This is a genomic window from Prochlorococcus sp. MIT2309, from assembly GCF_059772305.1.
In genome coordinates this window covers 1,447,708-1,466,950 of sequence record NZ_CM186282.1, presented here as the reverse complement: position 1 = coordinate 1,466,950, position 19,243 = coordinate 1,447,708, and the positions used below count along the sequence as shown (strand labels likewise).

At 37.0% G+C, this 19,243-nt stretch carries 21 protein-coding genes; 14 read left to right on the top strand and 7 right to left on the bottom strand.

The window, feature by feature from the left end:
- Window positions 1-344 precede the first annotated feature (344 nt).
- The 3 genes from AC6EJA_RS07945 to AC6EJA_RS07935 are packed head-to-tail and all read left to right on the top strand — an operon-like array spanning window position 345 to window position 3,563.
- Complete coding sequence (locus AC6EJA_RS07945) at window positions 345-1,514, top strand: FtsW/RodA/SpoVE family cell cycle protein (RefSeq protein WP_498503579.1); 1,170 nt, start codon at window positions 345-347, stop codon at window positions 1,512-1,514.
- A gap of 48 nt (window positions 1,515-1,562) precedes the next feature.
- Window positions 1,563-2,273 carry a cytochrome c biogenesis CcdA family protein gene (locus tag AC6EJA_RS07940; RefSeq protein ID WP_498502120.1) on the top strand — a complete coding sequence of 237 codons (711 nt, stop codon included), beginning with the start codon at window positions 1,563-1,565 and terminating at the stop codon, window positions 2,271-2,273.
- Between the two features lie 3 nt (window positions 2,274-2,276).
- Window positions 2,277-3,563: a cytochrome c biogenesis ResB family protein gene (locus tag AC6EJA_RS07935; RefSeq protein WP_498502119.1), complete on the top strand. Its 1,287-nt coding sequence runs from the start codon at window positions 2,277-2,279 to the stop codon at window positions 3,561-3,563.
- A 5-nt stretch (window positions 3,564-3,568) separates the two neighbouring features.
- On the opposite strand, the gene queF is transcribed toward AC6EJA_RS07935, so the two are convergent.
- The gene (gene queF, locus AC6EJA_RS07930; protein ID WP_498502118.1) at window positions 3,569-3,964 is read right to left on the bottom strand and encodes a preQ(1) synthase; all 396 of its coding nucleotides are present in this window, start codon (window positions 3,962-3,964) and stop codon (window positions 3,569-3,571) included.
- A 98-nt stretch (window positions 3,965-4,062) separates the two neighbouring features.
- Here queF and AC6EJA_RS07925 point away from each other — a divergent pair, with 98 nt between their 5' ends.
- Entirely contained in the window at window positions 4,063-4,287 is a 225-nt protein-coding gene (locus AC6EJA_RS07925) for a hypothetical protein (protein WP_498502117.1), read from the top strand.
- A gap of 49 nt (window positions 4,288-4,336) precedes the next feature.
- Window positions 4,337-4,675: a P-II family nitrogen regulator gene (locus AC6EJA_RS07920; protein ID WP_498502116.1), complete on the top strand. Its 339-nt coding sequence runs from the start codon at window positions 4,337-4,339 to the stop codon at window positions 4,673-4,675.
- Here the strand turns inward: AC6EJA_RS07920 and AC6EJA_RS07915 are convergent.
- On the bottom strand, window positions 4,668-5,474 hold the full coding sequence (locus AC6EJA_RS07915; RefSeq protein ID WP_498502115.1) for a TlyA family RNA methyltransferase: 807 nt from the start codon (window positions 5,472-5,474) through the stop codon (window positions 4,668-4,670). The genes AC6EJA_RS07920 and AC6EJA_RS07915 overlap by 8 nt on opposite strands.
- Window positions 5,475-5,571: 97 nt before the next feature.
- Between AC6EJA_RS07915 and AC6EJA_RS07910 the strand changes: the two genes are divergently transcribed.
- The 3 genes from AC6EJA_RS07910 (at window position 5,572) to AC6EJA_RS07900 (ending at window position 8,669) form a co-directional block, all read left to right on the top strand.
- The gene (locus tag AC6EJA_RS07910; RefSeq protein WP_498502114.1) at window positions 5,572-5,832 is read left to right on the top strand and encodes a hypothetical protein; all 261 of its coding nucleotides are present in this window, start codon (window positions 5,572-5,574) and stop codon (window positions 5,830-5,832) included.
- A 42-nt stretch (window positions 5,833-5,874) separates the two neighbouring features.
- A complete protein-coding gene (purB, locus tag AC6EJA_RS07905) occupies window positions 5,875-7,170 on the top strand; it encodes an adenylosuccinate lyase (protein ID WP_498502113.1) in 1,296 nt (431 codons plus the stop codon).
- A 107-nt stretch (window positions 7,171-7,277) separates the two neighbouring features.
- Window positions 7,278-8,669, top strand: coding sequence for a class II fumarate hydratase (locus AC6EJA_RS07900; RefSeq protein WP_498502112.1), 1,392 nt, complete (start codon window positions 7,278-7,280; stop codon window positions 8,667-8,669).
- A 5-nt stretch (window positions 8,670-8,674) separates the two neighbouring features.
- Here the strand turns inward: AC6EJA_RS07900 and AC6EJA_RS07895 are convergent, their stop codons facing one another.
- Complete coding sequence (locus tag AC6EJA_RS07895) at window positions 8,675-11,455, bottom strand: DEAD/DEAH box helicase (RefSeq protein WP_498502111.1); 2,781 nt, start codon at window positions 11,453-11,455, stop codon at window positions 8,675-8,677.
- 112 nt (window positions 11,456-11,567) lie between these two features.
- Here AC6EJA_RS07895 and AC6EJA_RS07890 point away from each other — a divergent pair, with 112 nt between their 5' ends.
- The 4 genes from AC6EJA_RS07890 to bioD are packed head-to-tail and all read left to right on the top strand — an operon-like array spanning window position 11,568 to window position 14,810.
- The gene (locus tag AC6EJA_RS07890; protein WP_498502110.1) at window positions 11,568-12,710 is read left to right on the top strand and encodes an aminotransferase class I/II-fold pyridoxal phosphate-dependent enzyme; all 1,143 of its coding nucleotides are present in this window, start codon (window positions 11,568-11,570) and stop codon (window positions 12,708-12,710) included.
- Window positions 12,707-13,420, top strand: a complete 714-nt coding sequence (locus AC6EJA_RS07885) for a hypothetical protein (protein ID WP_498502109.1) — start codon at window positions 12,707-12,709, stop codon at window positions 13,418-13,420. Before AC6EJA_RS07890 ends, AC6EJA_RS07885 begins: the two co-directional genes overlap by 4 nt.
- On the top strand, window positions 13,417-14,169 hold the full coding sequence (locus tag AC6EJA_RS07880; RefSeq protein WP_498502108.1) for a methyltransferase domain-containing protein: 753 nt from the start codon (window positions 13,417-13,419) through the stop codon (window positions 14,167-14,169). The genes AC6EJA_RS07885 and AC6EJA_RS07880 overlap by 4 nt, the downstream gene beginning before the upstream one ends.
- On the top strand, window positions 14,166-14,810 hold the full coding sequence (gene bioD, locus AC6EJA_RS07875; protein ID WP_498502107.1) for a dethiobiotin synthase: 645 nt from the start codon (window positions 14,166-14,168) through the stop codon (window positions 14,808-14,810). Before AC6EJA_RS07880 ends, bioD begins: the two co-directional genes overlap by 4 nt.
- Here the strand turns inward: bioD and AC6EJA_RS07870 are convergent.
- Window positions 14,807-15,088 carry a hypothetical protein gene (locus AC6EJA_RS07870; RefSeq protein WP_498502106.1) on the bottom strand — a complete coding sequence of 94 codons (282 nt, stop codon included), beginning with the start codon at window positions 15,086-15,088 and terminating at the stop codon, window positions 14,807-14,809. The genes bioD and AC6EJA_RS07870 overlap by 4 nt on opposite strands.
- A gap of 27 nt (window positions 15,089-15,115) precedes the next feature.
- On the opposite strand from AC6EJA_RS07870, the gene bioA reads away from it, so the two are divergent.
- Window positions 15,116-16,444 carry an adenosylmethionine--8-amino-7-oxononanoate transaminase gene (gene bioA, locus AC6EJA_RS07865; RefSeq protein ID WP_498502105.1) on the top strand — a complete coding sequence of 443 codons (1,329 nt, stop codon included), beginning with the start codon at window positions 15,116-15,118 and terminating at the stop codon, window positions 16,442-16,444.
- A 10-nt stretch (window positions 16,445-16,454) separates the two neighbouring features.
- Here the strand turns inward: bioA and AC6EJA_RS07860 are convergent, their stop codons facing one another.
- Both AC6EJA_RS07860 and AC6EJA_RS07855 read right to left on the bottom strand, forming a co-directional pair.
- Window positions 16,455-16,721 carry a DUF3143 domain-containing protein gene (locus AC6EJA_RS07860; protein WP_498502104.1) on the bottom strand — a complete coding sequence of 89 codons (267 nt, stop codon included), beginning with the start codon at window positions 16,719-16,721 and terminating at the stop codon, window positions 16,455-16,457.
- 1 nt (window position 16,722) lies between these two features.
- Window positions 16,723-17,196, bottom strand: a complete 474-nt coding sequence (locus tag AC6EJA_RS07855) for a J domain-containing protein (protein WP_498502103.1) — start codon at window positions 17,194-17,196, stop codon at window positions 16,723-16,725.
- Window positions 17,197-17,306: 110 nt separating this feature from the next.
- Between AC6EJA_RS07855 and rsmG the strand changes: the two genes are divergently transcribed.
- On the top strand, window positions 17,307-18,026 hold the full coding sequence (rsmG, locus tag AC6EJA_RS07850; protein WP_498502102.1) for a 16S rRNA (guanine(527)-N(7))-methyltransferase RsmG: 720 nt from the start codon (window positions 17,307-17,309) through the stop codon (window positions 18,024-18,026).
- Here the strand turns inward: rsmG and AC6EJA_RS07845 are convergent.
- Window positions 18,023-19,240: an aldo/keto reductase gene (locus AC6EJA_RS07845; RefSeq protein WP_498502101.1), complete on the bottom strand. Its 1,218-nt coding sequence runs from the start codon at window positions 19,238-19,240 to the stop codon at window positions 18,023-18,025. The genes rsmG and AC6EJA_RS07845 overlap by 4 nt on opposite strands.
- Window positions 19,241-19,243: the final 3 nt, after the last annotated feature.

Here is a 19,243-nt window from a genome sequence, read left to right as displayed (position 1 = left end):
TAATAGCTGTACAGCTAATTTGCAAGAATTTTTCTCAGACCTAATTATTGATCCAACAGGCATGCCCAAAATGATGTGCTTGCCTGGCTTGGTTCATCAAATAAACACAGTAGTAAAATTGTTTAATTTTCTACAGATTTAAATTAACAAAAACTATTAATTCCATTAGCTCAGGCTCATATGATTTACGACAATTTATTTTTAAACATAGATTAAAGCTTGCTATTGGGAAATTTGACGCCTGAATAAAGAAAAATATTGTTTAGAAATTGGAAAATGATCTTTTAGAAAATGGCCATCAAAATAGAAAGAAAACCAATTGTTCTAAAAAGAATAAATTAAGAATAGATTTTTCTAAATCTTTTCAGAAAGATGTAAATGAGGCAAGTTTTTCTTGCTGGCCTGCAGAATCAAGATTGCTTTTGGGTCTTATTTTATTTTGGAGTATTGGAGGTATTTTTATTTTAGGTTCAGCAAGTTGGTGGGTAGCGATAAGAGAGATGGGGGACGGAGCTTTTTATATAAAAAGACAACTAATATGGTTAACTGCTAGTTCGGCAATCGTTTGGCTTGCTATTTCGACCAGTTTACGAAATTGGTTGAAATTATCAAGTTTATTTTTGATAATTGGATTAATAATGGTAGGAGCAACATCATTTATTGGAAGTACGATAAATGGTTCTACTCGTTGGTTAATATTGGGTCCTTTCCAAATTCAGCCTTCTGAATTGGTTAAACCTTTTTTAATCCTTCAAGCAGCAAATCTTTTTGGTTACTGGAGCCGAATTAATAATGAAAAAAAAATCTTTTGGATAACTATATTTGGTTCATTAATTGTATTAATAGTTAAACAACCAAATCTAAGTACAGCTGCTCTAACAGGAATACTTTTATGGATTATGGCATTTGCCTCTGGCCTAAACTTAAAAGGTCTTTTCGTATCAGCTTCATTAGGTTTAGCAATAGGAATAAATAGCATTCTTCGAAACGATTATCAAAAACTTAGGGTTTTATCATTTATGAACCCATGGCAAGATCCTCAGGGAAATGGTTATCAGTTAATTCAAAGTCTCTATGCGATTGGTTCTGGTGGATGGTTCGGAGAGGGCTATGGACTATCCACGCAAAAATTAAAATATTTACCAATCCAAAGTACCGATTTCATATATGCAGTTTTTGCAGAGGAATTTGGTTTCATAGGATCAATAATGCTTTTATTATTTTTAATGATTGTTGCATATATAGGCTTAAAAATATCTCTTAGATGCAAAAATAATTACAGCAAATTAATAGCAATTGGATGTAGCACAATGCTTGTTGGACAATCAATAATGCACATAGCCGTTGCTTCTGGTGTAATGCCCACAACAGGATTGCCCTTACCAATGGTCAGTTATGGGGGCAATTCACTCCTTTCGAGCCTTCTAATAGCAGGGCTTTTGATCAGATGCTCAATTGAATCAAGAGTTTCAGATGACGGTATCAAAATCAAAAAGAGGTGGAAAAGTAGATAAAATAATGAAAATTTTTATTTGGCAAGCCCACCCAATCAGATTAATTAATTGGAATTTTCAATTTCAGAGCTGGCTCAAAATAGTGAAATACTTCTTTCCGGAGCGTTAAATAAGCCTGGGATATTTACTTTTTCCCTTGTTTTTATTGCTGGACTATTAACAAGTCTGGGGCCATGTTCAATCTCGCTCCTCCCAATAACTGTTGCATATTTAGCTGGTTTCAAAGATGACCAATCACCATTAATCAGAAGTTTAAATTTTTGTGGTGGGATCGTATTAGCTTTGGTAATTCTCGGAAGCCTTAGTGGCTTTCTTGGGAACATTTTTGGACAAATACCAACAATTTTTGCAAAATTCGTTGCTTTGCTGGCAATTTTGATGGGCTTGAACTTAATTGGAGTATTAACTTTTCAACTCCCAAGTGGTCCAGATCCTGACAATTGGAGAAATAAAGTGCCTAAACCCCTTGCACCTATCACTACCGGCTTAGCATTTGGACTGGCTTCATCTCCTTGCACAACACCAGTTTTAGCGGTTTTACTTGGGTGGATAGCAAAAACGGGTAACCCAATAATTGGAATTTTTTTACTGGGCAGTTTTGGATTAGGGCAAGTTACTCCCTTGTTCATAGCAGGTTCAGCAGCAGCATCAATTCCAAAAATTCTTTCTTTAAGGCCAGCAGGGAGGTGGATACCAGTTATTAGCGGTACTGTATTGATTGTAATTGGTTTACTTAATCTATTATCAGAATGGATTTAGATTATGGCGGTAATTGAGAGACTAATACTTAAACTTTCTAGCCTAAAAGTAGCAATATTTCTATTAATAATAATAGCTATATGTAGCAGTATTGGTACAGCTATCCCACAAGGAGAATCACCTCAAATCATTATAGACAAGTATAATCTTAATCCATGGCTAGGTTATATAAATGGTGAGACTTTATTATTTTTAAAGCTTGATCATATTTATTCAAGTTTTTGGTTTATCGGCTTATTGATTTGGCTAGGATTTGCTCTAATGGCTTGCAGCTGGAGAAGACAAATACCAATATTAAAATCAGCACTTAAATGGATAGATTATAAATCAGAAAAACAAATTGATAAACTTCTTGTTTCTGAGAAAATTAATGTAAGTGATAATCCTTCAATTATTGATGAGTTATCAATTCACTTAAAAAATACAGGCTGGGAAATAAATAAAAAAAATAAACGTATTGCGGCTAGAAGAGGTGTTATAGGAAGAGTAGGTCCGCTATTAGTACATATTGGATTAATTTTATTAATGATTGGTTCTATTGTTGGAGTGTTAAGTGGAGAAAAAGTAGAGAGATTTATTTTACCGGGAAGATCAATAAAACTTATTGATCAAAGTGGTGATAATCAGTTAAAAATCAAATTAAAGGATTTTAAAATTATTAGAAATAGCAATGGCAACCCAGAACAATTTATTTCAAGCTTGATAATTAGTCAGCCAAATAGGGATGAAATGTATCAGGAGACCAGAGTTAATCACCCATTGAGGATAAGAGGTTTAACAATTTATCAAGCAGATTGGGCTCTATCTGCTCTGACTGTTCAATTGAATAACAGTCCAAAACTTAGATTTCCATTAAATAGAATTGAAGAACTAGGTGATGAAATATATGGTGTTCTCATACCAACTGACCCAGAAAATACAAACTATGTCTTACTGACTTTATCTAACGAAAATGGTCCAGTAAAAATCTTCAATAATGAAGGTAAACTTCTTGGTTCAGCATCTATTGGAGAAGAGTTCAATGAAATTGATAATGTATCCATAAAAATAACAGATGTTTTAAAAAGCAGTGGTTTACTAATTAAAAGAGATCCTGGGGTGCCTCTTGTTTACAGTGGATTTGCCGTAACTTTAATTGGAGGTATTCTAAGCATTATTGCAACTAAAAAAATCTGGATTTTACTCGATGAAGAAGAAAAAATATTATATATAGGTGGCGAAAGTAATAGAAACCCCTATGGCTTATATTTAGATCTTCCAAAATTAACTAAAGTCATTACCAACTTATAGAGCTTTTAATTTTTTTCACCATGGGTAACTGTGACCACCATATGAACATTCCCTCGGGGATTAAAATCAGCTTCAAGTAGCATCCAATTAGGTTTAGCTGCTTCCACTAAATCATCAAGGATTTTATTTGCAGCTTCTTCATGCGAGATTTTTTGATTTCTAAAACTATTTATATAAAGTTTTAAAGCCTTCAACTCAAGCACTTTCTTTCCTGGTTGATAGAAAAGACGTAATACAGCGAAATCTGGATAACCAGAGAAAGGGCATTGACATGTAAATTCTGGCAAATCAATTTTTATTTCGTAGTTCCTTATTAGATTTGGATTATCAAAACAAATTAGCTCTGAGTCTGCTATCAGCCTCTCTCCATAAAGGGGTTTTGATGTTTTTGGTGAATCCATGGTTATTGAAAAGGGCCTCCAAAAATTAAAAAAGTAGCAACCGCCACAACAAATATCTTCTTTAACTTGGTTAATAAGTGCAACATAAAAAGGTTTTTATGGACATTTCGCTATCTCACTCTTCTGAGGGAATACTTCTTCAACCCGAGAGTATTCATGGAATGCTCTGGCTTCAGACGCATTTTGAAGAAATTTATTGGGAAGCAATTGCCAATCACCAGGTAACGATTTCACTTGATTGCGTTTCTGAGTTAAGCAAGGATGCGGAAAGTGCTGGTCTTTCTGTAAATCTAATCACTGTAAGATCTTCAATAAATAGCTAGTTTGTAAAAGATCTACCTAGCTTTGGTACCCTCTACTTATTTAATTGCAATGAAAAAAATAGAGGCCATCATTAGGCCATTCAAACTTGAAGATGTAAAAGTTGCCCTTGTTAATGCGGGAATTGTAGGAATGACTGTCAGCGAAGTACGAGGTTTTGGCCGCCAAAAAGGTCAAGTCGAACGTTATCGAGGCTCCGAATTTACTGTCGAATTTCTTCAAAAACTAAAAATCGAGGTTGTGGTATCTGATTCAAACGTTGAAATGGTTCTCACAGCAATAGCTGAAGCAGCTAAAACGGGTGAAATCGGTGATGGAAAAGTTTTCATAACACCTGTAGATTCAGTAATGAGAATAAGAACTGGAGAAATTGATGAATCAGCTATTTAGTCATAGCAGAACGAACGATTTCTTTTATGTTGATTGAACTGTTCACCGCACCTGCACTTATCCACATCAAATACTCTTGATTTCCCGTTACTCCAGTAATTGGACTGGCTATCAACCCATTAATAACCCATCCTATAGAATTTATAAAACCAACTAACCCACATAAAACATCTTCATGAAGATGAGGGTCTTTTACAATTCCTCTTTTCCCAACTTTTTCCTTCCCAACCTCAAATTGTGGTTTAACGAGGATAACTCCCTCCGTGTTTTTTGAACTCAAAAAAGAAAATATTTTGGGCAGCACCAATTTCAGTGATATGAAAGATAGATCTGCTACAAAAAATTCAGGCTTTGGGTCCTTACTTAAAAATAATTCTTCAACTTTCAAATTTCTGATGTTGGTTCTTTCCTTGAGTATCACTCTGGGATCATTCCTTATCGCCCAGGCCGTCTGTCCGTAGCCAACATCAATTCCATAAACTTTTCTTGCACCTTTTTGCAACAAGCAATCTGTGAATCCACCAGTTGAGATTCCACAATCTAAGCAAACTTTCCCTTCAACACTAAGAGAAAAATAATCAAAAGCGGCGATTAATTTTTCGCCCCCACGAGAAACAAATCTAGGTGGTTTTTTGACTAGCAAAACAATATTTGGATCAATTTCCTTACCAGGCTTATCCAAAATCTCCCCATAAATTGTTTTCACTTTTCCTGCTCGGATTAATCGAATAGCCTGTTGCCGAGAATTTACGAGACCTTTCGTTAGCAAGTGAAGATCTAACCGTATTTTTTTAGTCATTTATTTATAAAAATAAACATGAAACCGAATAAAAACCGCGGAACTCAGAGAAATAAGAAAAGTTAGAAGAAGATTTAACCAACCCGCCCGAAAGGTCGTGTCCAAAAATCTGACAAACCTAACGGATCCCACAATGATCTCCAAAAATAGATCGAAGAAATTGGCATCATTGGTAGAGTCTCCAAAGATTCTGGCTCTTCTTCCGCCTGGAAGTTTCGCAACAATTGAAAATCAACCTAATGATTTACCCCCCTTCCAAGTAATTGTATGTAAGGGTGGTAGATGCTGGGTTCGGCAGCAATCATGGGGGAGATACGTTCACTGGGAAGTTCCTCACCATAGACTTAAGTCTGCATGAGCACGAACAACTAATATTTACTAATTACTATCCCGCGACCCATTGATTGATCGCTACACACTCCCAGAAATGGGCTCCATATGGACAGAAGAAGCCAAATTCAAAAGTTGGCTTGAAGTAGAAATTGCTGCATGCGAGGCAAACTTTCAGCTTGGAAAAATTCCAAATGAAGCATTAACTCAAATCAAAGAGAGAGCTGGTTTTACAACCAAAAGGATTCTGGAGATAGAAAATGAGGTGCGTCATGATGTAATAGCTTTTTTAACTAATGTAAATGAAAATGTGGGGGACGCAGGTCGTTACATACATGTGGGGATGACTAGTAGTGATGTTTTGGATACTGGGCTTGCTCTTCAATTAAGGGATTCAACAAAACTCCTAAAATCTGAAATCAAAAAGCTTGAGCAAGCAATCAGGGGTTTAGCCAAAGAACATAAAAGAACAGTTATGGTAGGTAGATCTCATGCGATTCATGGAGAACCAATTACCTTCGGATTTAAATTAGCTGGATGGTTAGCAGAGACAATCAGGAATTGCGAAAGACTTGATTCACTCGAGAAAGAAATATCCGTTGGTCAGATCAGTGGTGCTATGGGGACTTACGCAAATACTGATCCAAAGGTTGAAAAAATAACTTGCGAACTACTTGGCCTTGTTCCCGATACTGCTAGCACACAAATAATTTCAAGAGATAGACATGCAAATTACATCCAAACCCTTGCACTCATTGGATCATCACTCGATCGATTCTCTACGGAAATAAGAAACTTACAGAGAACAGATGTACTAGAGGTTGAGGAAAGCTTTCTTAAAGGTCAAAAAGGTAGTTCAGCCATGCCACACAAGCGAAATCCCATAAGAAGTGAGAGAGTTAGCGGATTGGCTAGGGTTCTCCGAGGTTATGTTGTAGCAGCGCTAGAAAATGTAGCTCTCTGGCATGAAAGAGATATTAGTCACAGTTCCATTGAAAGGATGATGTTCCCAGACACATCAATTTGTCTGCACTTCATGTTGAGAGAGATGACAGAAATAATACAAGGTTTAGGGGTTTATTCAGAGAACATGCTCAAAAATATGAACATCTATGGAGGAGTTATTTTTAGTCAAAGAGTTCTTCTTGCCCTTGTCGAAGCTGGTTTAAAAAGGGAAGAGGCCTACAAGTTAGTTCAAAAGCACGCTCATTCAGCATGGAATAAAAAAGATGGAAATTTCCGAAAAAGTATTGAAGGGGATCAAGAAATCAAAGAAAAACTCTCAACCGAACAACTCGCAAATTGTTTCTCTTCTGACCTTCATCAAGCAAATTTAGAAATCATATGGGCACGATTAGGTATTTAATATTTGACATTTCTAAGTACTTTGAGTTCAAATCAAGCTTTTAAACTTCTGTATGTTCTTTTACAGAGATGCCACATTATCATTACTGAATAAACTCAAAATAAATTATGCGCATAGAAAGAGACAGTTTAGGGAAAGTAGAGGTACCTGAGGACGCTCTTTGGGGCGCGCAAACACAAAGAGCTTTAATTAATTTCTCGATAAGTAATGATTTAATCCCTTTGACTTTGATCCATGCTCTAGCTGAAATAAAACAAGCTGCAGCTATCTCTAATTTTAAGCTAGGAGTTCTCAACGAAAAGAAAAAAGCTCTCATAGTCAACGCTGCGAAAGAGATCACAGAAGGTAATCACTCAAATCAATTTCCACTAAAAATCTGGCAAACGGGTAGCGGCACACAAACAAATATGAATATGAATGAGGTGATCAGTAATCTCGCTTCTTTAAAGGAAGGTCAATCCCTTGGTAGTCATAGACCTCTCCATCCCAATGATGATGTAAATATGTCTCAATCAACAAATGATATTTTTCCTTCCGCTATTCATATAGCGACAGTTAAAGAAATTAAAAAACGTCTTCTCCCTGAGTTAAAGCTACTTATAGAGTCATTTAATAGAAAAAGTCAAGACTGGGAAAATATCATCAAAATTGGTAGGACACATCTTCAAGATGCAGTTCCAATAACACTGGGGCAAGAGGCCTCAGCTTGGCATGAACAAATTCATGCATCCTATTTTCGAATATCATCTTCAATAGATGCTCTTTTCTCATTACCTATAGGAGGTACAGCAGTTGGTACTGGTTTGAATACTCCTGTCAATTTCGATAAAAAAGTAATTTCTGAATTATCGACTATTACAGAATTGCCATTTCAGGTTGCAAAAAATAAATTCGTATTAATGGCATCTCATGATGATTTAGTAAACATCATGACGCAATTAAAAGTTTTAGCTGTTTCTTTATTGAAAATTGCAAATGACATCCGTTTTCTCTCGTCTGGACCAAGAGCAGGAATTGGTGAACTTGAGCTCCCAAGCAACGAGCCAGGCAGCTCCATAATGCCAGGGAAAATCAATCCTACTCAATGTGAAGCAATGGCAATGGTATGTACGCAAGTAATTGCGTTAGACACCTCTGTTTCATTGGCTGGATGTGGTGGCCACCTTCAAATGAATTCATACAAACCACTAATTGGATTTAATATCCTCAAGAGTATCGAACTATTAAAAGATGCTTGTTATTGTTTTAGGACAAAAATGATTGATGGGATAAAGCCTAATCAAAAAAAAATGCGGCATGATTTAGAGCAATCTCTGATGCTTGTGACTGCTCTTTCTCCCAAAATTGGATACGAAAAAGCTTCACAAATTGCGCACCTAGCACATCAGGAAAACTTGAGCTTGAAGCAAGCTTGTTTAAACTTGAAGTATCTAAAAGAGGAAGAGTTTGATAAAATAGTCAATGTGGAAAATATGACTACCCCCAATAACCAAGGTTAATTACATTATTCAAGTCTCTCTGTAGCAGGATTATTATTGACCTTTTCTTTTTTTACCTTGAGAGCAATATCTTCTAATTCAGCTACAGGAAATCGGTTTATAGATTCAAGAGCGATTCGTGAGGTTTTTTTCAATTTATCTGTGACCAATTCGCAATAGGATATTTGAGATAATTGATCAACTGTCCTGCGCATTATTCTTACGATATCTCCCTCATCAAGAGACGTTCCATTAACTAAGTCGTTCCATTTGATACCTGAAGCCCAGGCTTCAACCAATCCCATTAGTTCTAGGTCCCACCAAATAGGAATATCAATATTAACTTTTTGTTGACTTTTCTTTAATTGCTTTCTGATACCTGAAAGACTAAAAAATACTTCTTCAGTGATTTCAGATGGACGAAAAACAGACCATAGATCTGGCCTGTTTAAATCTACACTAATTGATTCAATAACTGCCGCTAATTGTGATGGAGATAAGTTATCCAAATAACCACTCATCAATGTTAACCCTATCCATAATTCGTTATCTGCTCTTATAACTCCAACAGTTCTCCCCATTTCTGTTGCATCCTTGCCATCTAGGCAACCATATTCTTCTAAAATTTTAATCAGGGATAAAAATTTCTCCCAGTGATGATTGGCTTTATGATGAAGAAGTTGCTGTCTACTTATTAATTCAGTCTCTAATTGCTCAATCTGACGTTTGTGTTTTTTTAATTTTTTTCGATCCCCCCATTGATGGGCTGGCTGTTTTTCTAAATCATCCTCTAAAGTCTTTACAAGCTCCGATTGGCTTAGGACCTCTGATGCCAAATCATATTGAGGTGTAGTCATATCATATTTTTGAGCAATATTTCTTAAAAGTGAAGCAAGTTCTTCACTATCTTTGCCTCCATGACAAAGCTCCCCGGGCTTGTGTAAATTGACTTTTTCATATCGACTAACATCAATACAGGTTAAATCCGCATGTAAACTAACAACTGCATGACATGGCAACAAAATCCAAAGATTTTGATCTGTCAAACATAGAAGAAGAGGGAATTGGCCAGACCCAGAAATTTTTTCAATTATTATTGCGGGAGTTATTCGTCCATTTAATTGGGGTGCCTTTAGCGTTATCAGGGTTCCTAAGTTGGCAAACTGAAGAGCCGAAGTAAGCTCATTAGCTAGTGTTTCAGCTGATTGTTGTTTTAAGATTCGAAGTAAACGTCTTTCCTCTTTTAGATGTGCTCTTCTCTTTTCATATTTTTCAAACTCCTCCCAGGGGACATCAATAGTTGAGCTTCTCAATAAAATCAATTGATCTCTTAATTCATTGAGTTTATTTTCCTCCTCTTCAAGATCGAGGCTAGCAATATATCTGCCAAAGCTTCTATCTATCAATTGCCTACATTTCGATAGATTATGTCTCTGTAAAAGGTTTAAAACCATCCCATAGCTGGGAGTGAACTGGCTAATCAGAGGATCAGCAGGACTAATAGCAAGTTTTCCAGCCTCGTTAACTCCCTCAAATCGCGTTTGGACAGTCACTACAAACCCATTATCATCCAACCCTCTTCGTCCAGCACGTCCAGCCATCTGTAAAAATTCACTACCCATAAGAGGGCGATGTCCATTCTCAGTTCGCTTAGACAAAGTTGAAATTACTGTACTTCTCGCGGGCATATTCACTCCAGCGGCAAGAGTCTCAGTTGCGAAAACAACTTTTACTAAACCTTGTTGAAATAATTTTTCTATAAACTCTTTCCAGGCTGGAAGTACGCCAGCATGATGAGCAGCAATACCCTTCAGTAAAGCATCCAAATGCACGTCGTTTCTTATACCCTCAGGATTTTTTAGGCGATAGTTTCTCAAGTTGAGAGTAATAAGTTTTTTTTCCTCTTCAGTCACCAATGAGTTTACAGCTAACTCCTTGACAGCTCTATCACAACCTCTACGACTAAAAATAAAATAAATCGCTGGCAACATTTCTTTTGCGGCCATTTGAGATATGACAAAATTAATTGATGGGCATAGTGGCTGTATTGGACGGCCAATGCGACCTTTTTTTTTGTTGCCTTTGGGAGATCTCCAAACTTTATTATTTGAATGCAATCCTGTTCCTTGCTTATTTAAAAGTGGATGTAATCCTTTTGCACTGCAAAAATTAAATGTGAGCGGGACTGGGCGAAAATCGCTAGAAACTAAATCGGTAGGTCCGTGTACATTTTCAATCCAATCAGTTAATTGTCCTGCGTTTGCAACAGTTGCCGAAAGCGCAACAAACTGAATAGAAGATGGGCAATAAATAATTGATTCTTCCCAAACAGTTCCCCTTTGTGAGTCATTCATGTAGTGACATTCATCTAAAACGACTGTTTCCACATCACCGAGTAGGTCGTCGTCGTCATCAACTTCTGCATAAAGCATATTTCTGAAAATCTCTGTAGTCATTACTACCACCGAGGCTTCTCTATTTAGACTCAAATCACCTGTGAGAAGGCCGACATTTTCCTCCCCATATTGATGACGAAAATCTCTCAATTTTTGATTAGAGAGTGCCTTGAGAGGTGTTGTGTAAAAGACCTTTTTTTTGTGCAATATTGCTCTGTGAATGGCATACTCACCTATTAAAGTCTTTCCAGATCCTGTTGGAGCACTTACAACAACCGAATTGCCCCGATTAAGAGAATCAATCGCCTCCAATTGGAAATCATCCAAAGGAAATGGGAAAATTTCTTCTAGCGATAATTTATTTGGATTGAAATTATTTGATTTAATAAAATCATTACTGATGGCATTCATATTGTAATCTTATGCATTTTTTTAATTCAACCTATCCAATATATGCAGAGGAAGAAAGGTATGCGAATCTGGGGAAAGGACCACTAAGAAAAAAATTAGCTACATCATTAGGATGAAAAAAATTCCAAAGTATAGAAAAAGAAAAATTCGCACCCTAATACCAGGCAAAAAAATCGCAGAATTTTATAATTTTCCATTAACTGATCAATCAAAATCTCTTATTGATCTAGCAAGTAATGATTATTTAAATCTAAATAATCATCCTGCTTTAATAAAAGCCGCTTTCGAAACAAGCCTAGAGGAGGGTGTTGGAGCTGGCGGATCAAGATTAGTAACAGGTAGTCGTCCAATACACAAAAAACTTGAGGATGAATTGTCCCATTGGATTGGTCGAGAAAAGACGGTTTTGTTTCCCAGTGGATTTCAAGCCAATATTGCCGCTGTTTCAATTTTAGCAAATAGATATACTCCAGTTATTGCAGATAGACTAGTGCATAATTCTCTCCTAACAGGTATAAAAGTAAGTGGTGCAAAGTTAATAAGATTTAAACATAATGATTTAAATGATCTAGAAGGTTATTTAAAGAAATATAAAATAAAAGAACCTTTTAGATCGCCACTAGTTATTACTGAAAGTCTTTTTAGTATGGAAGGCACATCCCCAAACATAAAAGATTTAACTAAACTCTGCAAAAATTATAATGCAAGATTATTAATTGATGAAGCACATGCAATTGGCGTTTTGGGTGAAGACGGTAGAGGGCTATGCTATGGCGTTGAAATCCCTGGCTTAATTATTAGTGGAACTTTTGGTAAAGCTTTCGGCAGTGGGGGAGCTTTCATCGCAGGAAGTCTAAAATTTGGAGAGCAATTAATTCAAGAATGTGGAGCATTTAAGTACACGACTGCACTTGCACCTCCACTTTGCGCAGCAGCATTAGCTGCCCTCAGATTAATTAAAAGCAATAACTCCTGGCCATACCAATTACAAATAAAGTGCCGTGATTGGCGCAAGAGACTTCAACAGCATGGATGGAACATTACGGCTGGAATTGGTCCAATCATTCCAATTATTGTTGGTGATGATAAAAAAGCACTCATACTCCAAAACAAATTGGAACAAGATGGTCTTCTTTGCGTAGCGATAAGACCACCAACTGTCCCAGAAGGAAGCTCCAGACTAAGGTTGGTAGTTAGAAAAGATCTTCCTAAGATCACGCTGGATAAACTTATTGCTTGCCTGGAAAACCAATGAGAAAAATCATTGCAATGCATGGTTGGGGCGGGGACAGTAGTGAGTGGGATTTATGGAAGAAATACATGCAAAAATTCAGTTGGAGGTGGCAAAGCAATGAAAGAGGGTACGGCGAGATTAAACCCAAGGAATTCACTTGGGATGCCTCTGATCAAGATCCTTCAAATAAAAGGGCTATCATTGCCCACTCTCTTGGCTCACATTTGCTTGCACCCTTGACGTATGAAAGCGCAACTGATGTCATATTTTTTAGTAGTTTTGGAAAATTCAATCCTGTTGGTAAAGACGAAAGAATAACAAAAACAGCATTAAATGGAATGAAAAAAACCTTGGGCTCTAAAACAGAGAGCAGCATGCTTATAAACTTTTTTAAAAAGTCCCACTCCCCAAATAATTTTGAGCCTAAGCGTATGAAAATTTTTGACAAAAAAATAAGCCTAGAAGGCCGAAAAAAACTAATAAATGACTTGAATTTGTTAATTAATACCCAAGGCATACCTAAAGGAATTTCAAAAAATTCAAGGGTTTTAATAATTTATGGAAACAAAGATAAAATTGTTCCAAGTTCTGCTCAGAGATTATTTATACAAGAGCTGAGAAATTATTTATCATTCGACCCCCTTATCTGGAATATCCCAGATAAGGGGCATTCATTCTCAGATATTGAAGTAATTAAAAAAGTCAAAGATTGGCTTGAGTGTCAACTATGAAAAAAGATTGGCAAAATGAAATAACAAAAAATTTTAGTAATGCTGCAGAGCAATATGACAATCATGCAAGTCTTCAAAAATCGATAGTTAATGAGCTAGCAAGCTTATGCGCGCAACACTCAATTCCTAAAGGTATTTGGCTAGATCTTGGATCCGGAACTGGCTTTCTTGCAGAATCACTAGAGATACTTAACCCAACGCAAAAAATCATCAGAATAGATTCTTCGAAAGAGATGCTCAACCAACATGCAAGTTCAAGCATTACAAAAGTTTGGGACCTCAATGAGGGTCTACCGCCTTTGCCTGAATCCCCAAAATTAATCGTGTCTAGTTTTGCCATTCATTGGCTAATGGAGCCTGCTGTACGTATTAAAGAATGGTTCGAAAGTCTCTCTCCTGGTGGATTGATAGCAGTTTCCCTCCCAGTAAGAGGAAGTTTCCCGGAATGGCTTTCAGCTGCAAAGAAGGCTAATGTTCCTATCACTGCACTTGATCTTCCCACTGAAGAATCTTGTCTAAAGTATTTAAAAAGTACAAATTTAAAACATAATCAGATAATTACCTATACCCAAAAATCTAGCGATATCACTTCACTTCTCAAATCAATTGTTAATGTAGGCGCAAATAGTAGTAAAAAAAAATCACTTAGTGTTGGTGAATGGCGTCGATTACGGAGAGAATGGCTATCCGCTAAAAATGAAGACATATGTTTAACCTGGAAAATACAACTTCTTATTATTCAAAAATGAATAACAGCTATAAAAATATTGTCGTCTGTGGTACTGATACCGACATTGGTAAAACTATTGTAAGTGCACTATTGGTTGAGGGTTTAAAAGGAATTTACTGGAAACCAATCCAAAGTGGATTAGAGGATTTAAGTGATACACAAAGACTAGTTTCAATACTTAATCTTCCGAAGGAAAGGTATCTCCCTGAGATTTATAAACTCAAAGCACCTGTATCTCCGCATTGGTCTGCGGAAAAAGAGGGGATAGAAATCGATCAAAATTTATTAAATCTAAGCCCATCATCTTCCTCATTAATTATCGAATGTGCTGGAGGGTTAATGGTCCCCATTAATAGAAATTTCTTACAAATCGACCTGATCAAAAAGTGGGGTACACCAGTTGTGCTGGTAGCAAGATCAGGACTTGGTACATTAAATCACACCTTTTTAAGCATTGAAGCTCTTCGAAAAAGAGCTATACCGATACTTGGGATAATTTTAAATGGCGAGTTACACAAAGATAACCCAAAGACAATTGAAGAATTCAGCAAAATCAAAATTCTTGCACAGTTACCAGTGCTAAAAGATATTTCTCCAAGTACACTAAATTATTACTGGAAGAAATATAAACTTGGTGATAAGTTATATTTTTCGAGTTAAGTTCGAAGTAACTTTCTTGAAGCAATCGGACATCTACCAAATCGTAGTGAAACTTGCTTCAGGGCCGTGATTAGAGACCAACCGCCTCTGAGTAAATCTCTTGTCATCTTTATTTGAGATGGTGTCCATCCCTGGAGCTCTAAATTAACTCTTATGCTATTCCAAGCTCCCTCTGGGAAAACCTCTCTAAAATCTGTTCGGAATTGTCTGAATCTTTTGAAATTCGTTTGAGGTTTCAGAAAACGGTTTGAGACCTTTGAGGCATTTTTCGTAACCATGGGTAATCCCATCTCAATAAACTAAATATGGCAAAACAAAAAAATCAGCAAATCAATTGTCACGATACTCCAGCGAAAGTAGCAAGAGGTGAATGGAATGCGAATCTATGGCCTCCGTTTACACAAATCGCTTTATCCTCCCCACCTGAAAGAATAGAATCAGCAAAGGGAGCACTTCTTAATCGGGAAAATTCCCCCCCCCTAATAGATGCAATCAGTAGTTGGTGGGTAACACTCCATGGACATACAAATGAATACATCGCCGAAGCGATCTCAGCACAAGCAAAGGAGCTTGAGCAAGTTATTTTTGCTGACTTTACTCACCCCCAAGCAGAATTACTTGCCAAACGACTGAATGAGAAAACTGGTCTTGAACGTTTGTTTTTTTCTGATAATGGCTCTACCGCAGTTGAAGTTGCTCTGAAGATTGCATGCCAATGGTGGCATAATAAAGGAGAGAAAAGGAGCCAAATTATTGCATTTGAAGGCGCCTATCATGGCGATACTTTTGGAGCAATGGCTGTTGGTGAGAGAAATTTATTTAATGCCCCTTTTGAAAAATTACTTTTTCCAGTCGCAAGAGTCCCTTGGCCCGCGACCTGGTGGCAAGATGATGAAATTGAAAAAAAAGAGGACATAGCACTCAAACAACTTGAAAAGCTACTTGAAACTCCTACAGCAGCTGTGATTTTAGAGCCACTGGTTCAAGGGGCTGGAGGTATGGCAATGGTTAGATCAGAATTTTTGAGAAAAGTTGAAAAAAGAGTTCGCCAGAAAAAGACCCTTTTAATAGCTGATGAAGTCTTAACAGGTTTTGGAAGATGTGGAAATATATTTGCCTCAAAACGTGCCCAAATTTCACCTGATCTTATCTCACTATCAAAAGGTCTTACTGGTGGCTTCCTACCAATGGGCATCACAATGGCAAGCGAAAAAATTTATCAAGATTTTGTAGGAATAGATCCCAAACTAACTTTTTGGCATGGACATAGTTTTACTGCCAATCCACTTGGTTGTGCAGCGGCAAATGCAAGTTTAGATCTTCTAGAAAAATCTCCTGAGAAATATGAATCATTTGAATCTCGTCATTCCATATTGCTGGAGAATTTAGCAAAAAACTCTCAAATTATTAAGCCAAGAGTTTGCGGAACAATTGCAGCTTTTAATCTTGATTTTGAGGGACCAAAAGGATATTTAAATTCAATCGGAAAATCCTTAAAGTCCTACGCAATAGAAAATGGAGTATTCCTTAGACCACTTGGGGACGTTGTTTACTTCCTGCCTCCACTTTGTATCAATGACTCGGATCTAGAGAAATGCTACGCAGTTGTAAAACATTGGATTGATCAACTCTGATTAGGTGCTTTCATGGACCTTGAAAAAATGCACTTTCAACATCCTCCCTCGAGAGTCCATAGGGGAAGGTACATTGTTGTTGCTCACCATTTTTCTGCCATATAATTGAAATATTTTCGACTTCCATCTTTATCAAAGCAGACCAATAGGGCATAGACCATTCCCACAGACAAGGATTTTCAGAACTTTTTTTGGCGCCAATATCAATCAACCAATACTCAATTGATTCGAGGGAATGTTGATTTAATGGTGTTTCGCGTGGGGGTAATGAGTTCATCTCAATAAAAGTAATTATTTAGGAATTGGCAAACTAATAACCATGTCGGTCTTATCATTAACTCTTTACCTTGAGCCATTGCAAAGGCAACACCTAAGATCAAACTAACTAATAATGTCATACCTAAAAGTAACAAGGAGAACAACTCCCCTCCTGAGAAAGGCCTTCTCTCTCCAATTGCACTTTTATTATTTGATGAGTTTTTTATAAACGTATTTGTTCTTAATTTAAGCTCTTCGTTCAATAAGTTTATTTTTGCGAGTTCCAAATCATAAATTCTTCTTGAGTTTGGATCAGCCAGTAGTTCATAGGCCTCACAAACTTGTTGAAATTTATCCGCGGCTTCATCCTTGGGTAGGGAGGTTGTGTCTGGATGCAGTTCTTTACTTCTCTTTCGAAAAGCTTTTCGGAGAGCTTCTCCATCCGAAGAGGGAGCAACCCCCAGTAGTTCATAGTAGTTTCTTGAAAAAGTCAACACTTAAAAATCAAATATCGAGATAAGTAATGCAGAATTAACCTGCAGTCCTATAGATGTTCATAGCAACAACTCAAAAATCTCATATGTCTTTTATTACCAATGAGGGTATGACAAGTTCGCTTTTGTGGGATCAGTTGAACTGGGACCCTTCAGCGGATCAACTTACTAAATTTACCAAACTTCAGGGTTTACTGAAACACTGGAACAGTCTTACCAACCTAACCAAATTAATTGATGGGGGTGATTACTGGATAAACCAAGTGCTTGACAGCTTACTACCAATTATTGATAGCACCCAAAAAAACAATAATCCAGCTTCCTATGCTGATGTAGGAAGCGGCTGTGGATTCCCAGGATTAGCAGTTGCCATTGCACTTCCTTCGTCAAAGATTACTTTGATAGAGTCAAACCATAAAAAAGCTGAAATCCTAAAAATAATTTCAGATGAATTAGATCTAAAAAATAGGATTTCGATAATCAATCAGAGAGCAGAGATAGTTGGTCAAAATAACTCATTTCGAGGCAAATTCGACTTTGCAATGGCTAGAGCAGTTGGAAGCGCTCCGATTGTGGCGGAATATCTTATGCCACTTATAAATTCTGAAGGTCGTGCGATTCTCTACAGAGGTAAATGGTCACTAAATGATGAAAATGAGTTGAAACGGGCACTTAATCAACTAAACGGGAAAATTAAAAGCATTAAGAAATTTGATTTACCACAGAACAGAGGTCAAAGGCACCTGATCGAACTAACCCCAATAAATAAATGTCCTTCAAAATATCCCAGGTCAACAGGTATACCTAAAAAAAAGCCCCTTGGTAATTAGCAATCTGAAAGTCTTTTTTCATTCGCACCTGCCATTTTTTTGCGCAGTCTCCTTAAAATGAAAGGGATTTCATCTCTCCATGGGCTATCAGATAGAGCGTTTTTAAGGTTTTCTTCAGAAATCTGATTATCCAAGCAATCTGCATTAGAGCCAGGGAACCAATGCCCAGCGTTACCTAGTAGCCCATATCTTGCTTTGGCGTAGCCTTCTAAGCCCCAAGCTTCAACTAGATTATTCAACCATAATAAAACTTTTAAATTTATGTTACCTGGCATTATTTCCCAGTCTGGAAGCCCTTGATGCCAAGTCTCCATCCAAGACTTTCCCAGCGCATCTTCAGCAGCAGCATTCATTCGTTCAATAATCAAAGGGACTATTTCATTTGCATTGTCCAGAAAATTAATTGCTTGAAGATGCAAATCAAGATCCTCAACTCTTGACATGCCAACACTTATAGTGTGGACTCTTGGGTCACTGAGACAAAAAAGATCATTAAAAACAATTGGATGCAGTGGCGCGCACAAATTAACAAGTTTTTCAGAGGGAGAGTGAAGGTGACCTCCTTTGTCTGTGGGACTAATTATAAAAACCCCTAAATCAAAGTTTTTTGCGATTTCCAAAACAGGAGTATTTTCTTGTCTTATGAAATACCAATGCAAATTGACATAGTCAAATTGATTACTTTCAATTGCTTGGATAATTAAATCCTTTCTTCCATGGGTTGAGAAGCCTACATGACCAACAAAACCCTTTTTTTGCCAGCGTTTGACAACCTCCATGCATCCTCCTTTACATAGAGTCTGCTCTAGATGAACAGGAAGATTGATTCCATGAATTGATAAAAGGTCAATCTTTTTTTTCCCCAATTTAACGAAGCTCATTTCCAGCTCTCTCTCAAATTCTTTGGCATTAGAACTCGGCGGGATTTTTGTTTGCAAAATTCTTTTGGGATCATGAATCTTTTTCATCGCCCACCCAAGTTGAGTCTCGGAAGTGCCGTAATGGCGAGCAGTTTCAATATGATGCATTCCAACAGAAACCGAATGCCTTAAAATATCCTCTAGATTTTCTTGATTTTTTCTAGAAATTTCCTCAGTGGGAAGATCTTTCCAACTTTGCTGAAAACGCATTCCACCAACAGAAAGTATGGGGATATTAATTTCAGTTCTTCCAAATCTTCTTGTTGGTATGTAGGAATTTGTTGAGCAATTCATGGT

Coding starts and splice junctions, on each gene's coding strand:
- AC6EJA_RS07935 (WP_498502119.1), top strand. CDS start 2,277: ATGGCGGTAATTGAGAGACTAATACTTAAACTTTCTAGCCTAAAAGTA.
- queF (WP_498502118.1), bottom strand. CDS start 3,964: ATGGATTCACCAAAAACATCAAAACCCCTTTATGGAGAGAGGCTGATA.
- AC6EJA_RS07925 (WP_498502117.1), top strand. CDS start 4,063: ATGGACATTTCGCTATCTCACTCTTCTGAGGGAATACTTCTTCAACCC.
- AC6EJA_RS07920 (WP_498502116.1), top strand. CDS start 4,337: ATGAAAAAAATAGAGGCCATCATTAGGCCATTCAAACTTGAAGATGTA.
- AC6EJA_RS07915 (WP_498502115.1), bottom strand. CDS start 5,474: ATGACTAAAAAAATACGGTTAGATCTTCACTTGCTAACGAAAGGTCTC.
- AC6EJA_RS07900 (WP_498502112.1), top strand. CDS start 7,278: ATGCGCATAGAAAGAGACAGTTTAGGGAAAGTAGAGGTACCTGAGGAC.
- AC6EJA_RS07895 (WP_498502111.1), bottom strand. CDS start 11,455: ATGAATGCCATCAGTAATGATTTTATTAAATCAAATAATTTCAATCCA.
- AC6EJA_RS07890 (WP_498502110.1), top strand. CDS start 11,568: ATGAAAAAAATTCCAAAGTATAGAAAAAGAAAAATTCGCACCCTAATA.
- AC6EJA_RS07885 (WP_498502109.1), top strand. CDS start 12,707: ATGAGAAAAATCATTGCAATGCATGGTTGGGGCGGGGACAGTAGTGAG.
- AC6EJA_RS07880 (WP_498502108.1), top strand. CDS start 13,417: ATGAAAAAAGATTGGCAAAATGAAATAACAAAAAATTTTAGTAATGCT.
- bioD (WP_498502107.1), top strand. CDS start 14,166: ATGAATAACAGCTATAAAAATATTGTCGTCTGTGGTACTGATACCGAC.
- AC6EJA_RS07870 (WP_498502106.1), bottom strand. CDS start 15,088: ATGGTTACGAAAAATGCCTCAAAGGTCTCAAACCGTTTTCTGAAACCT.
- bioA (WP_498502105.1), top strand. CDS start 15,116: ATGGCAAAACAAAAAAATCAGCAAATCAATTGTCACGATACTCCAGCG.
- AC6EJA_RS07860 (WP_498502104.1), bottom strand. CDS start 16,721: ATGAACTCATTACCCCCACGCGAAACACCATTAAATCAACATTCCCTC.
- rsmG (WP_498502102.1), top strand. CDS start 17,307: ATGACAAGTTCGCTTTTGTGGGATCAGTTGAACTGGGACCCTTCAGCG.
- AC6EJA_RS07845 (WP_498502101.1), bottom strand. CDS start 19,240: ATGAATTGCTCAACAAATTCCTACATACCAACAAGAAGATTTGGAAGA.